At 62.1% G+C, this 12,744-nt stretch carries 23 protein-coding genes; all 23 read right to left on the bottom strand.

Annotated elements, in window-relative coordinates; translation table 11 throughout:
• Window position 1: 1 nt before the first annotated feature.
• Window positions 2-439 carry a 50S ribosomal protein L15 gene (gene rplO / locus ACYVGY_RS03135; protein ID WP_460456009.1) on the bottom strand — a complete coding sequence of 146 codons (438 nt, stop codon included), beginning with the start codon at window positions 437-439 and terminating at the stop codon, window positions 2-4.
• Window positions 440-459: 20 nt separating this feature from the next.
• On the bottom strand, window positions 460-642 hold the full coding sequence (gene rpmD / locus ACYVGY_RS03130; protein WP_034225585.1) for a 50S ribosomal protein L30: 183 nt from the start codon (window positions 640-642) through the stop codon (window positions 460-462).
• Entirely contained in the window at window positions 635-1,156 is a 522-nt protein-coding gene (gene rpsE / locus ACYVGY_RS03125) for a 30S ribosomal protein S5 (protein ID WP_460456008.1), read from the bottom strand. The genes rpmD and rpsE overlap by 8 nt, the downstream gene beginning before the upstream one ends.
• 96 nt (window positions 1,157-1,252) lie before the next feature.
• Window positions 1,253-1,606: a 50S ribosomal protein L18 gene (gene rplR, locus ACYVGY_RS03120; RefSeq protein WP_460456007.1), complete on the bottom strand. Its 354-nt coding sequence runs from the start codon at window positions 1,604-1,606 to the stop codon at window positions 1,253-1,255.
• A gap of 37 nt (window positions 1,607-1,643) precedes the next feature.
• Window positions 1,644-2,171 (bottom strand): 50S ribosomal protein L6, encoded by a 528-nt coding sequence (rplF, locus tag ACYVGY_RS03115; RefSeq protein WP_460456006.1) that lies wholly within the window; start codon window positions 2,169-2,171, stop codon window positions 1,644-1,646.
• A 13-nt stretch (window positions 2,172-2,184) separates the two neighbouring features.
• Window positions 2,185-2,580 (bottom strand): 30S ribosomal protein S8, encoded by a 396-nt coding sequence (gene rpsH, locus ACYVGY_RS03110; RefSeq protein ID WP_460456005.1) that lies wholly within the window; start codon window positions 2,578-2,580, stop codon window positions 2,185-2,187.
• 63 nt (window positions 2,581-2,643) lie between these two features.
• Window positions 2,644-2,949 (bottom strand): 30S ribosomal protein S14, encoded by a 306-nt coding sequence (rpsN, locus tag ACYVGY_RS03105; protein ID WP_460456004.1) that lies wholly within the window; start codon window positions 2,947-2,949, stop codon window positions 2,644-2,646.
• Between the two features lie 17 nt (window positions 2,950-2,966).
• Window positions 2,967-3,509 carry a 50S ribosomal protein L5 gene (gene rplE / locus ACYVGY_RS03100; RefSeq protein ID WP_460456003.1) on the bottom strand — a complete coding sequence of 181 codons (543 nt, stop codon included), beginning with the start codon at window positions 3,507-3,509 and terminating at the stop codon, window positions 2,967-2,969.
• 11 nt (window positions 3,510-3,520) lie between these two features.
• Window positions 3,521-3,838, bottom strand: coding sequence for a 50S ribosomal protein L24 (rplX, locus tag ACYVGY_RS03095; protein ID WP_460456249.1), 318 nt, complete (start codon window positions 3,836-3,838; stop codon window positions 3,521-3,523).
• Between the two features lie 13 nt (window positions 3,839-3,851).
• Window positions 3,852-4,220 carry a 50S ribosomal protein L14 gene (gene rplN, locus ACYVGY_RS03090; RefSeq protein WP_290781665.1) on the bottom strand — a complete coding sequence of 123 codons (369 nt, stop codon included), beginning with the start codon at window positions 4,218-4,220 and terminating at the stop codon, window positions 3,852-3,854.
• Between the two features lie 11 nt (window positions 4,221-4,231).
• Window positions 4,232-4,495: a 30S ribosomal protein S17 gene (rpsQ, locus tag ACYVGY_RS03085; protein WP_460456002.1), complete on the bottom strand. Its 264-nt coding sequence runs from the start codon at window positions 4,493-4,495 to the stop codon at window positions 4,232-4,234.
• A gap of 9 nt (window positions 4,496-4,504) precedes the next feature.
• The gene (gene rpmC, locus ACYVGY_RS03080; protein ID WP_034213298.1) at window positions 4,505-4,690 is read right to left on the bottom strand and encodes a 50S ribosomal protein L29; all 186 of its coding nucleotides are present in this window, start codon (window positions 4,688-4,690) and stop codon (window positions 4,505-4,507) included.
• Between the two features lies 1 nt (window position 4,691).
• On the bottom strand, window positions 4,692-5,105 hold the full coding sequence (gene rplP, locus ACYVGY_RS03075) for a 50S ribosomal protein L16 (RefSeq protein WP_460456001.1): 414 nt from the start codon (window positions 5,103-5,105) through the stop codon (window positions 4,692-4,694).
• 6 nt (window positions 5,106-5,111) lie between these two features.
• A complete protein-coding gene (rpsC, locus tag ACYVGY_RS03070) occupies window positions 5,112-5,813 on the bottom strand; it encodes a 30S ribosomal protein S3 (protein ID WP_460456000.1) in 702 nt (233 codons plus the stop codon).
• A 16-nt stretch (window positions 5,814-5,829) separates the two neighbouring features.
• Window positions 5,830-6,165: a 50S ribosomal protein L22 gene (gene rplV, locus ACYVGY_RS03065; protein WP_034213338.1), complete on the bottom strand. Its 336-nt coding sequence runs from the start codon at window positions 6,163-6,165 to the stop codon at window positions 5,830-5,832.
• 12 nt (window positions 6,166-6,177) lie between these two features.
• Entirely contained in the window at window positions 6,178-6,450 is a 273-nt protein-coding gene (rpsS, locus tag ACYVGY_RS03060) for a 30S ribosomal protein S19 (RefSeq protein WP_460455999.1), read from the bottom strand.
• A gap of 6 nt (window positions 6,451-6,456) precedes the next feature.
• On the bottom strand, window positions 6,457-7,284 hold the full coding sequence (gene rplB, locus ACYVGY_RS03055; RefSeq protein ID WP_460455998.1) for a 50S ribosomal protein L2: 828 nt from the start codon (window positions 7,282-7,284) through the stop codon (window positions 6,457-6,459).
• Window positions 7,285-7,293: 9 nt separating this feature from the next.
• Window positions 7,294-7,590, bottom strand: coding sequence for a 50S ribosomal protein L23 (rplW, locus tag ACYVGY_RS03050; RefSeq protein WP_460455997.1), 297 nt, complete (start codon window positions 7,588-7,590; stop codon window positions 7,294-7,296).
• Window positions 7,587-8,189 carry a 50S ribosomal protein L4 gene (rplD, locus tag ACYVGY_RS03045; RefSeq protein WP_460455996.1) on the bottom strand — a complete coding sequence of 201 codons (603 nt, stop codon included), beginning with the start codon at window positions 8,187-8,189 and terminating at the stop codon, window positions 7,587-7,589. Before rplD ends, rplW begins: the two co-directional genes overlap by 4 nt.
• Window positions 8,190-8,199: 10 nt before the next feature.
• The gene (gene rplC, locus ACYVGY_RS03040) at window positions 8,200-8,847 is read right to left on the bottom strand and encodes a 50S ribosomal protein L3 (RefSeq protein WP_460455995.1); all 648 of its coding nucleotides are present in this window, start codon (window positions 8,845-8,847) and stop codon (window positions 8,200-8,202) included.
• Between the two features lie 10 nt (window positions 8,848-8,857).
• A complete protein-coding gene (rpsJ, locus tag ACYVGY_RS03035) occupies window positions 8,858-9,169 on the bottom strand; it encodes a 30S ribosomal protein S10 (RefSeq protein ID WP_027070119.1) in 312 nt (103 codons plus the stop codon).
• Window positions 9,170-9,414: 245 nt separating this feature from the next.
• Window positions 9,415-10,605 carry an elongation factor Tu gene (tuf, locus tag ACYVGY_RS03030; RefSeq protein ID WP_460455984.1) on the bottom strand — a complete coding sequence of 397 codons (1,191 nt, stop codon included), beginning with the start codon at window positions 10,603-10,605 and terminating at the stop codon, window positions 9,415-9,417.
• 43 nt (window positions 10,606-10,648) lie between these two features.
• On the bottom strand, window positions 10,649-12,739 hold the full coding sequence (gene fusA / locus ACYVGY_RS03025; protein ID WP_460455994.1) for an elongation factor G: 2,091 nt from the start codon (window positions 12,737-12,739) through the stop codon (window positions 10,649-10,651).
• Between the last annotated feature and the right edge of the window lie 5 nt (window positions 12,740-12,744).

The following is a 12,744-nucleotide window of genomic DNA, read 5'->3' as shown; positions in this document are numbered from 1 at the left end:
CTTACTCCGTCACGCTGCCGCCGGCCGCTTCAACAGCGGCCTTGGCACCGACCGTTGCAAGCAGGCCCTTGAGCACGAACTTCTTCGTGAGCTCGCCCTTCTTGACGATCTTCGCCTGCTTGGCGTTCGACGGCACCAGCTTGGCAGCGCGCAGCGCGGCGAAATCGATCTCGCCGGCCTCGAGCTTGTCGAGCTGGTACAGCAGCACTTCCGCGGTGTCGTTCTTCAGCTTGGAGCGGAAGCCGACCTTCGGGAGGCGCTTGTAGATGGGCATCTGGCCGCCTTCGAAACCGGCCTTGATCTTGCCCTTGCCGGAACGAGCGAACGAGCCCTTGTGGCCGCGACCCGCGGTCTTGCCGAGGCCGGAGCCGATGCCGCGACCGACGCGGACGCGATCTTTGCGGGCGCCGTCAGCGGGCTTGAGAGTATTAAGCTTCATATGGTTTCTCCTTGGCTCGCTCAGGACTCGACGCGAACCAGGTAATGCACCTGGTTGATCAGGCCGCGCACGGACGGAGAGTCCTTCAGTTCGCGGACGTCATTGATCTTGTTCAGGCCAAGGGCCTTCACGGAGAGGCGGTGGCGGGCCTGGCAGCCACGAAGGCCTTTCACCAGGCGAACCTTGACGGTCTTGTCAGCCATTGAGGATCTCCTCGAGCTTCTTGCCACGCTTGGCGGCAATGCGCGCCGGCGAGGTGGTCTCAGTCAGGCCCTTGACGGTGGCGCGGACCAGATTGATCGGGTTGCGCGAACCCACGGCCTTGGCCAGCACGTTCTTCACGCCGACCGCCTCGAGCACGGCGCGCATGGCGCCGCCGGCGATCACGCCGGTACCTTCCGACGCGGGCTGCATGTAGACGCGAGCAGCGCCGTGGCCGGACTTGACCGGGTGCCACAGGGTACCTTCGTTCAGATCGACCTGGACCATCGCCTTGCGGGCGTATTCCATCGACTTCTGGATAGCGACCGGCACTTCACGCGCCTTGCCGTAACCGAAGCCGACCTTGCCTGCGCCGTCGCCGACAACGGTCAGCGCGGTGAAGGTGAACTGACGACCGCCCTTGACGGTCTTGGAGACGCGGTTGACGGCGACAAGCTTCTCGATGAAGCCGTCGTCGCTTTCCCCGCGATTGCGATCGCGATCGTTGCTGGCCATATGAATGGATTCCTGGGTTTGCTTACGGCCTATGGCCGCTTATGGTTGTGGTTGGAACTGGAAACTCAAGCCCGAGGGCCTGTATAGCCCGAAGGCTTAGAACTGCAGACCACCCTCACGGGCAGCATCGGCCAAGGCCTTGATGCGACCGTGATAGCGGTAGCCGGAACGATCGAAGGCAACCTTGTCGATACCAGCAGCGAGCGCCTTGGCGGCGATCGTGCGGCCGACCTTGGCGGCGGCTTCCATGTTCTTGCTGCCCTTGAGGCCTTCCTTCACGTCGGCCTGCACGGTGGAGGCCGAAGCCAACACCTTGGAGCCGTCGGAGGTGAACAACTGGGCGTAGATGTGCTGGCCCGAGCGAAGCACCGACAGGCGGGCGACGCCAAGCTTGCGGATATGCGAACGCGTGGTCTTGGCGCGGCGCAGACGGGCGATGTTCTTGTCCATGGTATTTACCTCGAGGAAGCGGAAGCGGAAGCGCCCATTAGGCCTTCTTGGCTTCCTTCATGATGATCTTCTCGCCGGAGTAACGGATGCCCTTGCCCTTGTAGGGCTCCGGCTTGCGGTACGCACGGATCTTGGCGGCAACTTCGCCCACCTGCTGCTTGTCCGCACCGGAGACCAGGATCTCGGTCTGGGTCGGCGTCGTCAGCGTGATGCCCTCGGGCGCCACGTACACGGTGGGGTGCGAGAAGCCCAGGCTCAGGTTCAGGTCCTTGCCCTGCATGGCGGCACGGTAACCGACGCCGACCAGCTCGAGCTTGCGGGTGAAGCCCTCGGCAACACCGTGAATCATGTTGGCAACGATCGCGCGGGCGGTACCGGCCATCGGAACGTTATCGGCATGGGCAGCAGACAGCTGCAGAACGCCATTGTCGAGATTGAACTCGACGCCGGTCGGCTTGGTCATGCTCAGGGTGCCCTTGGGGCCCTTGACCGTGACCTTGTCGGCGGTGGCATTGAAATCAACGCCCTTGGGCATTTGGATCGGCTTCTTGGCAACGCGGGACATGGGTGCGTTCTCCTTAGGCCACGAGGCAGATGACTTCGCCGCCCACACCCGCAGCGCGGGCCTGGCGATCGGTCATCAGACCCTTGGAAGTCGAAATGATGGCGACGCCGAGGCCGGCAAGCACCTTCGGCAGGTCGTCCTTGCCCTTGTACTTACGCAGGCCCGAACGGGAGACGCGCTCAAGGCGCTCGATCACCGGCTTGCCTTCGTAGTACTTCAGGGAGACTTCCAAAGTGGCCTTGGCACCCTCGCCGTTCACGCGGAACTCGCCGATATAACCCTCGGACTTGAGAACGGTGGCGATAGCCATCTTCATCTTGGAGGCAGGCATGGAAACCTGCGGCTTACCGACTGCGAGCGCGTTCTTGATGCGCACCAGCATGTCGGCGATAGGATCAGTCATGCTCATTGTTTCTTACCCTTTTAGGTGTCAGGAGCACCGATATCCGCTGGCCCCCTGGGGGGCCGGCGATTACCAGCTGGCCTTGCGCAGGCCCGGTACGTCACCACGCATCGTGGCTTCGCGCAGCTTGTTACGGCCGAGGCCGAACTTGCTGTACACGCCGCGTGCGCGGCCGGTGAGTTCGCAGCGGTTGCGAACGCGGCTCGGGCTCGAGTCACGCGGCAGCTTCTGCAGCTTGGAGCCAGCATCCATCTTCTCTTCGAAAGAGGAGGTGACGCTGTTGATGATCTGCTTGAGCTCGTTGCGCTTGGTCGCGTACTTGGCGACCAGCTTCTTCCGCTTGATATCGCGGTTAACCATCGACGTCTTGGCCATGATCTATATCCTCGAAATCAGTTACGGAACGGGAAGCCGAACGCCTGCAGCAGCGCCTTGGCTTCGTCGTTGGTCTTCGCCGTCGTGGTGATGGCGATATCCATGCCGCGCATTGCATCAACGGCGTCGAAATCGATCTCGGGGAAGATGATCTGCTCCTTGATGCCCATGTTGTAGTTGCCACGGCCATCGAAGGAACGGCCGGACACGCCGCGGAAGTCGCGCACACGGGGCAGCGAGACGTTGATCAGGCGGTCCAGGAACTCGAACATCTTCGCCCGGCGCAAGGTCACCTTGCAGCCAATCGGCCAGCCGTCGCGGATCTTGAAGCTGGCGACGGAGACGCGGGCGTTGGTGGTGATCGGCTTCTGGCCGGCGATCTTGGTCATGTCGGCAACGGCATTTTCCAGGATCTTCTTGTTACCCACGGCCTCGCCCACGCCCATGTTCAGCGTGATCTTGGAAACGCGCGGGACCTGCATGATGTTGTCGTAGCCGAACTGCTCCATGAGCTTCGGAACTACGGTTTCCTGGTAGAACTTTTCGAGACGGGTGCTCATTACATCATTCCTTAGGCGTCGATCGCCTCACCGCTCGAGCGGAACACACGCACTTTGCGTCCATTCTCGAGCACCTTGAAACCAATCCGCTCACCCTTGCCCGAGGCCTGGCTGAACAGCATGACGTTGGAGATATGGATCGGCGCCTCGCGCTCGACGATTCCGCCGGCGACATTCGCCTGAGGATTCGGCTTGGTGTGGCGCTTGATGATGTTGACGTTCTGCACGATGACCTTGTCACCGGCAACACGCACGACTTCACCCTTCTTGCCCTTGTCGGCACCGGCGATGATGATCACCTGGTCGCCCTTGCGAATACGGTTCATTATCCTGTTCCTTCGCTCAGATCACTTCGGGAGCGAGCGAGACGATCTTCATGAACTTCTCGGTACGAAGTTCACGGGTCACGGGCCCGAAGATGCGGGTGCCGATCGGCTCCTGCTTGTTATTCAGCAGCACGGCCGCGTTTCCGTCGAAACGGATCAGCGAACCATCGGCCCGGCGCACGCCGGAACGGGTGCGGACCACGACAGCGTCGTAGACCTCGCCCTTTTTAACCTTGCCGCGCGGAATGGCATCCTTGACGGTGACCTTGATGATGTCGCCGATGTGGGCGTAACGACGCTTGGAGCCGCCGAGCACCTTGATGCACATCATTTCCTTGGCGCCGGAATTGTCGGCGGCCTCGAGGTAGCTTTGTACCTGGATCATTTCTGGCCTCCTTACTTCACGGCGCGCGTGATGATTTCAACCACGCGCCAGTTCTTGGTCTTGGACAGCGGACGGCACTCGGAAACCCGGACGAAATCACCTTCATTGCAGGTGTTCTCTTCGTCGTGGGCATGGAGCTTGGTCGAACGCCGGATGTACTTACCGTACAGCGGGTGCTTGACCTGGCGCTCCACAAGGATCGTCACGGACTTGTTCATCTTGTTGCTGACGACGCGGCCTTCGACCGTGCGCGTCTGATTGGCATTATCGCTCATAGCTCGCCCTTACTTCTTATCGGTCAGCAAGGTCATCGTCTGCGCAATTTCGCGACGGACCAGCTTGATTCGGTGGGGGGCGTTGAGCTGACCGGTTGCCTTCTGCATGCGGAGCGCAAACTGCTCCTTGTGCAGGTCCAGCAGGTGGTTCTTCAGCTCGGTCGCCGACTTTTGACGCAGTTCCTTGAGTTCCATATCAGCGCACCGTCCGGGTCACGAAAGTGGTCTGCACCGAGAGCTTGGCGGCCGCCAGGCGGAACGCCTCGCGAGCGGTGGCTTCGTCGACGCCCTCGATCTCGTAGATCACGCGACCCGGTGCAATCTGGGCCACCCAGTACTCGACGTTGCCCTTACCGGCGCCCATTCGGACTTCGATCGGCTTCTTGGTGATCGGCTTGTCCGGGAACACGCGTATCCACATCTTGCCGCCGCGCTTGACGTAGCGGCTGATGGAACGGCGCGCGGCCTCGATCTGACGGGCGGTCAGCTGCCCGTGCGTGGTCGCCTTCAGGCCGTACTCGCCGAAGCTGACGGCGGCGCCGGCCCAGCTGAGGCCGTCGTTACGGGACTTGAATACCTTGCGGTACTTGGTTCGCTTGGGTTGCAGCATGGCGGCTTACCTCATTTCCTTCGCAGGACGGGACGGGCGCTCGGAGCGCTCCTCCACTTTTTCCTGGCCAACCTGGCTGAAATCGAAAATCTCGCCCTTGTAGACCCACACCTTCACGCCAATGATGCCGTAGGTGGTGAGGGCTTCGGCGAAACCGTAGTCAATGTCCGCGCGGAGGGTATGCAGGGGCACGCGGCCCTCGCGGTACCACTCGGAACGCGCGATCTCGGCACCGTTGAGGCGACCGGCGACGTTGACCTTGATGCCCAGCGCGCCGAGGCGCATCGAGTTGCCGACGGCGCGCTTCATCGCGCGGCGGAACATGATGCGGCGCTCGAGCTGCTGCGCGATCGACTCGGCGACCAGCTGCGCGTCGAGCTCCGGCTTGCGGACTTCGGCGACGTTGATGTGCGCCGGGACGCCCATGATGTCCGAAACTTCCTTGCGGAGCTTCTCGATGTCCTCACCGCGCTTACCGATCACCACGCCCGGACGGGCAGAGTGAATCGTGACGCGAGCGGACTTCGACGGGCGCTCGATCAGGATCTTCGAGATGCCGGCCTGGGCGAGCTTCTTGCGCAGCATCGCACGGACCTTGAGGTCGGACGTGAGGTACTGGGCGTAGTCGCGCTTGTTGGCGAACCACTTGGAGTTCCAGTCCTTGGCAATGCCCAGGCGGATTCCGGTCGGATGAACTTTGTGACCCATATTCTTCGTCCCTGCCTTACTTGCCTGAGCCCACAACCACAGTGATGTGGCTGGTGCGCTTGAGGATGCGGGTGCCGCGGCCCTTGGCGCGGGCCATGAAACGCTTCAGGACGGGACCCTCGTCGACCATGATGGTGGCGACCTTGAGTTCGTCGATGTCAGCGCCGAGGTTGTTTTCGGCATTCGAAATCGCGGACCACAAGACCTTACCGATCAGGTGGGCGGCTTTCTTGTCCGAGAACTTCAGCAGATCGTGGGCGCGGGAGGCCTGCATGCCACGAACCTGGTCAGCAACCAGACGGGCCTTCTGCGGCGAGATCCGGGCCGTGCGGAGAATGGCTTTGGATTCCATAGTCATATCCCCTTACTTGCCGGCTTTCTTGTCGCCGCCATGACCCTTGAAGGTCCTGGTGAGGGCGAACTCGCCGAGCTTGTGACCAACCATGTTCTCGTTGACGAGGACCGGGATATGCACCTTGCCATTATGAATGGCGATGGTGAGCCCGACCATTTCCGGCGAGACCATGGAACGACGCGACCAAGTCTTGATCGGCTTCTTGCTGTTGCCCTGAGCGGCCTCCACCTTCTTGACGAGGTGGTGGTCGATGAAGGGACCTTTCTTAAGAGAACGTGCCATGGCCTATCAACCCCTACGATCGCGCACGATGAACTTCTGGGTGCGCTTGTTCTTGCGCGTCTTGTAACCCTTGGCCGGCGTGCCCCACGGGGACACCGGATGCGGGTTGCCCTGGCCAGCCTTGGCCTCACCACCGCCGTGCGGATGGTCCACCGGGTTCATGGCGGCGCCGCGGACAGTCGGCTTGACGCCGCGCCAGCGCTTCGCACCAGCCTTGCCCAGCTTCTCGAGGTTGTGCTCGACGTTGCCGACTTCACCGATGGTGGCGCGGCAGTCCGACGGCACCTTGCGCATTTCGCCGGAGCGAAGACGCAGGATGGCGTAGGCGCCGTCACGCGAGATCAGCTGGGCGCCAGCGCCAGCGGCGCGAGCCAGCTGTGCACCCTTGCCCGGCTTCATCTCGACGCAATGCACGGTCGAACCCACCGGCATGTTGCGAAGCGGAAGGCTGTTGCCATTCTTGATCGGCGCATCCTTGCCGGCGATGACCTGGTCGCCCTGCACCATGCCCTTGGGGGCAATGATGTAACGACGCTCGCCATCGGCGTAGCACAGCAGCGCGATGTGCGCGGTGCGGTTGGGATCGTACTCCACGCGCTCAACGCGGGCCGGAATGCCCTCTTTGTCGCGCTTGAAGTCGATGATGCGGTAATGCTGCTTGTGGCCACCACCGATGTGACGGGTGGTGATGCGACCGTTGTTATTACGGCCGCCGCTCTTGCTCTGCTTTTCGACCAGCGATTCCAGCGGGCCACCCTTGTGGAGGCCAGCGGTGGAGACGCGCACCATGGCGCGGCGGCCAGGCGAGGTCGGCTTGAATGTCATAAGTGCCATGGGTATGCCTCAGGCCTTGGCCATCACGTCGATCGTCTGGCCTTCGGCCAGGCGAACGTATGCTTTGCGCCAGTCGCCGCGACGGCCTGCGCGCGAACGGAAGGTCTTGCTCTTACCCTTCACGTTCAACACGTTGACCGCTTCGACCTTGACGTTGAACAGCGACTCAACGGCAGACTTGACGTCAGCCTTGGTCGCAGTCGTCGCCACTTCGAAGACGTACTGGTTGCTCTGCTCTTGAATGCGCGCAGTCTTTTCAGACACGCGCGGCGCGCGGAGAATGCCGAAGTTCTTGATGTTGCTCATGCCAGCCACTCCTCGACCTTCGCGACCGCTTCCGCGGTCATGATCACGTGCTCGGCACCGACCAGCGCGACCGGGTCCAGGCCCTGGACGTCGCGAACCTGCACGTAGGGCAGATTGCGGGCGGCCAGGTACAGGGATTCGGTGCCGTTCTCGGTAACGATCAACGGATGGGCGACGCCCATCTCTTTCAACTTGGCGACCATGGCCTTCGTCTTCGGCTCGGCGATGTCAAAGGCATCGACGATCTTCAGGCGGCCCTGGCGGTTCAGCTCCGAGATGATCGCGCAGACAGCTGCGCGGTACATCTTGCGGTTTACCTTCTGGGCGAAGTTGCGCGGCTTGGCGGCAAACGTAACGCCACCACCGATGAAGATCGGGGCGCGATAGTCACCGTGGCGAGCACCGCCGCCCTTCTGCTTCTTGAACTTCTTGGTGGTGCCGCGGACTTCCGAACGCGTCAGCTGGGCCTTGGTGCCAGCCCGGCCGGCGTTGCGGAAAGCAACGACCACCTGGTGCACGAGATCCTCGCTAAATTCGCGACCGAAGATCGCGTCGGATACCGACAGCGTCTTGGCGCTTCCAATAACGGCGAGTTCCATTACTTACTCCTCAACCTTTGCTCGTGGGGCGGACGATCACGTCGCCGCCCGGCGCACCGGGAACGGAACCCTTGATCGCAATCAGACCGCGCTCGGCGTCGACCTTGATCACTTCCAGGTTCTGCATGGTCTGCTGGATCGCACCCATGTGTCCGGCCATCTTCTTGCCCGGGAAAACGCGGCCCGGCGTCTGGCGCTGGCCGATGGAACCCGGCGAGCGGTGCGACAGCGAGTTACCGTGCGTGGCGTCGCCCATCTTGAAGTGATACTTCTTGATGGTGCCCTGGAAGCCCTTGCCCTTCGTGATACCGGCAACGTCAACCAGCTGACCGACAGTGAAGATGTCCGCCTTGATCTCGTTGCCGACTTCGAAGCTGCCTGCATCCTTGTCTTCGATGCGGAACTCCCACAGGCCGCGCCCTGCTTCCACTTTCGCCTTGGCGTAGTGGCCGGAGAGCGGCTTGTTGACCAGCGCGGCGCGCTTGGTGCCGGCAGTGACCTGCACGGCGGTGTAGCCGTCGGTCTCAGTGGTCTTGATCTGGGTGATGCGATTCGGGCTGGCCTCGATCACGGTCACCGGGATGGAACGACCGTCCTCGGTGAAAATGCGGCTCATGCCCGCCTTGCGGCCCACGATTCCAATATTTTTGGTCGTCATGGTATGTGCCTCAGGTCAGCTTGATCTGAACGTCAACGCCGGCCGCGAGCTCGAGCTTCATGAGCGCGTCAACGGTCTTGTCGTTCGGGTCAACGATGTCCAGCACGCGCTTGTGGGTGCGGGTCTCGTACTGGTCGCGCGCGTCCTTGTCGACGTGCGGCGACACCAGGATGGTGTAGCGTTCAATCTTGGTCGGCAGCGGGATCGGTCCGCGCACTTGCGCGCCGGTCCGCTTGGCCGTCTCCACGATTTCGGAAGCCGAACGATCAATCAGGCGATGATCGTAGGCCTTGAGCCGAATCCGGATCTTCTGGTCCGCCATGGCGAATTCCTTGTTTCGGTAAAGAGCGTCGGAATCAGGGGCTTTGCGCCCTGGTTCCCGTGGAAAACAAACTCGGCGGACCATGTCTGGTCCACCGAGCAAGAAAGTATAGCTTGTGTTAAACCTCCCTGTAAAGGGCTGTTTCACACAGCTTCGACCGTCCTGGCCGCGAACACGAGGGGCGTCCTGCCCCTCATTTCGTATGTGGGCCGCCCCTGGGGGCGACCGAGCCGCGTACTATACGCTTACTTGAGCACCTTGGCAACCACGCCGGCGCCGACGGTGCGGCCGCCTTCGCGGATCGCGAAGCGCAGGCCTTCGTCCATCGCGATCGGCGCGATCAGGGTCACGACCATCTTCACGTTGTCGCCCGGCATCACCATCTCAACGCCTTCCGGCAGCTGGCAGGCGCCCGTCACGTCGGTCGTGCGGAAGTAGAACTGCGGGCGGTAGCCCTTGAAGAACGGGGTATGACGACCACCCTCGTCCTTCGACAGCACGTACACCTCAGCCTCGAACTCGGTATGCGGGGTGATCGAACCCGGCTTGGCCAGCACCTGGCCACGCTCGACGTCGTCACGCTTGGTGCCGCGCAGCAGCAGGCCGGCGTTGTCGCCCGCCTGACCCTGGTCGAGCAGCTTGCGGAACATCTCAACGCCGGTCACGGTCGTCTTGACGGTCGGACGGATGCCGACGATCTCGATTTCCTCACCGACCTTGATGATGCCGCGCTCGATGCGGCCGGTCACCACGGTGCCACGACCCGAAATCGAGAACACGTCCTCGACCGGCATCAGGAACGCCTTGTCCACGTCGCGCTGCGGCTCCGGGATCCAGGTGTCCAGCGCTTCCACCAGCGCGATGATCGACGGCACGCCGATCTCCGACTGGTCGCCTTCCAGCGCCGAACGCGCCGAACCCTTGATGATCGGGGTGTCGTCGCCCGGGAAATCGTACTTCGACAGCAGCTCGCGGACTTCCATCTCCACCAGCTCCATCAGCTCGGCGTCGTCCACCAGGTCAGCCTTGTTCAGGTAGACCACGATGTACGGCACGCCCACCTGGCGGGCCAGCAGGATGTGCTCGCGCGTCTGCGGCATCGGGCCGTCAGCGGCCGAACACACTAGGATCGCGCCGTCCATCTGCGCCGCACCCGTGATCATGTTCTTAACGTAGTCGGCGTGACCCGGGCAATCCACGTGCGCGTAGTGGCGCTTCTCCGACTCGTACTCAACGTGAGCGGTCGAAATCGTGATGCCACGCGCCTTCTCTTCCGGCGCCGCGTCAATCGCGTCGTAGGCCTTGAACTCGCCACCGAAGCGCTCGGCGCCAATCTTGGTCAGCGCGGCGGTCAGCGTGGTCTTGCCGTGGTCAACGTGACCGATGGTGCCGACGTTCACGTGCGGCTTGGTGCGCTCGAACTTACCCTTTGCCATGACTATCTACCTCTAAATTCTGGATTTGGTTTGCGTAAGGAAATCAGGACTTCTTGATGACCTGCTCGGCGATGTTGCTGGGCGCCTCGGCGTAATGGTCGAACTCCATCGTGAAGGTGGCACGACCCTGCGACATGGAGCGCATCGAGGTGGCGTAGCCGAACATTTCACCCAGGGGAACCATTGCGTTGATGACCTTGCCCGACGGCGTGTCATCAGTGCCCTGCAGCAGGCCGCGACGACGACTCAGGTCACCCATCACGTCACCCATGTAGTCCTCGGGAGTAACGACTTCGACCTTCATGATCGGCTCGAGCAGGACCGGGTTGGCCTTCTGGAAGCCTTCCTTGAACGCCATGGAACCAGCGATCTTGAACGCCATTTCGTTGGAGTCAACGTCATGGAACGAACCGTCCACGGCCTTGATCTTCACGTCGACAACCGGGAAACCGGCGAGCACGCCATTCTTCAGCTGCTCTTCGATGCCCTTGCCCGCCGCGGTGACGTATTCCTTGGGAACCACGCCACCGACGATGCCGTTCTCGAACGAGAAACCAACACCACGCTCCTGCGGCTCCATCTCGATGACGATGTGGCCGTACTGGCCGCGACCACCGGACTGGCGCACGAACTTGCCTTCCTGCTTGACCGCCTTGCGGATGGTTTCGCGATAGGCGACCTGCGGCTTGCCAACGTTGGCTTCAACGTTGAACTCGCGACGCATGCGGTCGACGATGATGTCCAGGTGCAGCTCGCCCATGCCGGCGATGATGGTCTGGCCCGACTCTTCGTCCGTGCGAACGCGGAAGGACGGATCCTCCTGCGCCAGACGGCCGAGGGCGACGCCCATCTTCTCCTGGTCGGACTTGGTCTTGGGTTCGACGGCCATCGAGATGACCGGCTCCGGGAAGACCATGCGCTCAAGCGTGATGATGTGATCGAGCGAGCACAGCGTCTCACCCGTGGTCACGTCCTTCAGGCCAACCGCAGCCGCGATGTCACCGCACAGCACTTCTTTGATCTCTTCGCGCTGGTTGGAGTGCATCTGCAGCAGGCGGCCAATGCGCTCCTTCCTGCTCTTGACCGGGTTGTACACCTGGTCGCCAGCGTTCAGCGCGCCAGAATAGACGCGGAAGAAGGTCAGCGAGCCCACGAACGGGTCGGTCATGATCTTGAAGGCCAGGGCCGAGAACGGCTCCTTGTCGCCGACCTTGCGGGTAACCGGCTGGTCGTTCTCGTCCATGCCGGTGATGGCCGGGCGATCGAGCGGCGACGGCAGGAAGCTGACAACGCCGTCCAGCATCGCCTGCACGCCCTTGTTCTTGAAGGCGGTGCCGCAGAACATCGGGATGATGTCGCAGGTGATCGTGCGGGCACGGATACCCTGCACGATCTCTTCCTCGGACAGCTCACCGGACTCGAGATACTTCTCCATCAGCTCTTCCGACGACTCGGCGGCGGACTCGACCATGAACTCACGGGCAGTCTTGGCTTCCTCGAGCAGATCGGCCGGAATCTCGGCGTAGGTGAAGGTGTTGCCCTGCGTAGACATGTCCCAGATGATCGACTTCATCTTGATGAGGTCGACCACGCCCTCGAAGCCCTCTTCAGCGCCGATCGGCAGCTGCATCGGGACCGGGGAAGCGGCGAGGCGCGACTTCAGCTGGCCAACGACCTTGCGGAAGTTGGCGCCGGTGCGGTCCATCTTGTTGACGAACGCAAGGCGCGGCACGCTGTACTTGTTGGCCTGGCGCCACACCGTCTCGGACTGCGGCTGGACGCCGCCGACCGCACACAGCACGAACACCGCACCGTCGAGCACGCGCAGCGAACGCTCGACTTCAATGGTGAAGTCGACGTGCCCGGGGGTGTCGATGATGTTGAATCGGTGCTCGTCGAGCGACTTGTCCATGCCCTTCCAGAAGCAGGTGGTAGCCGCGGACTGGATGGTAATGCCGCGCTCCTGCTCCTGCTCCATCCAATCCATGGTGGCGGCGCCATCATGGACTTCACCGATCTTGTGGTTCACACCGGTGTAGAAAAGGATGCGCTCGGAGGTCGTGGTCTTGCCAGCATCAATGTGAGCCATGATGCCGAAGTTGCGGTAACGCTCAATGGGGGTATGACGGGCCACAGCTA

This window comes from Arenimonas alkanexedens, assembly GCF_054781355.1.
This window is presented reverse-complemented; position numbering and strand designations above follow the sequence as displayed.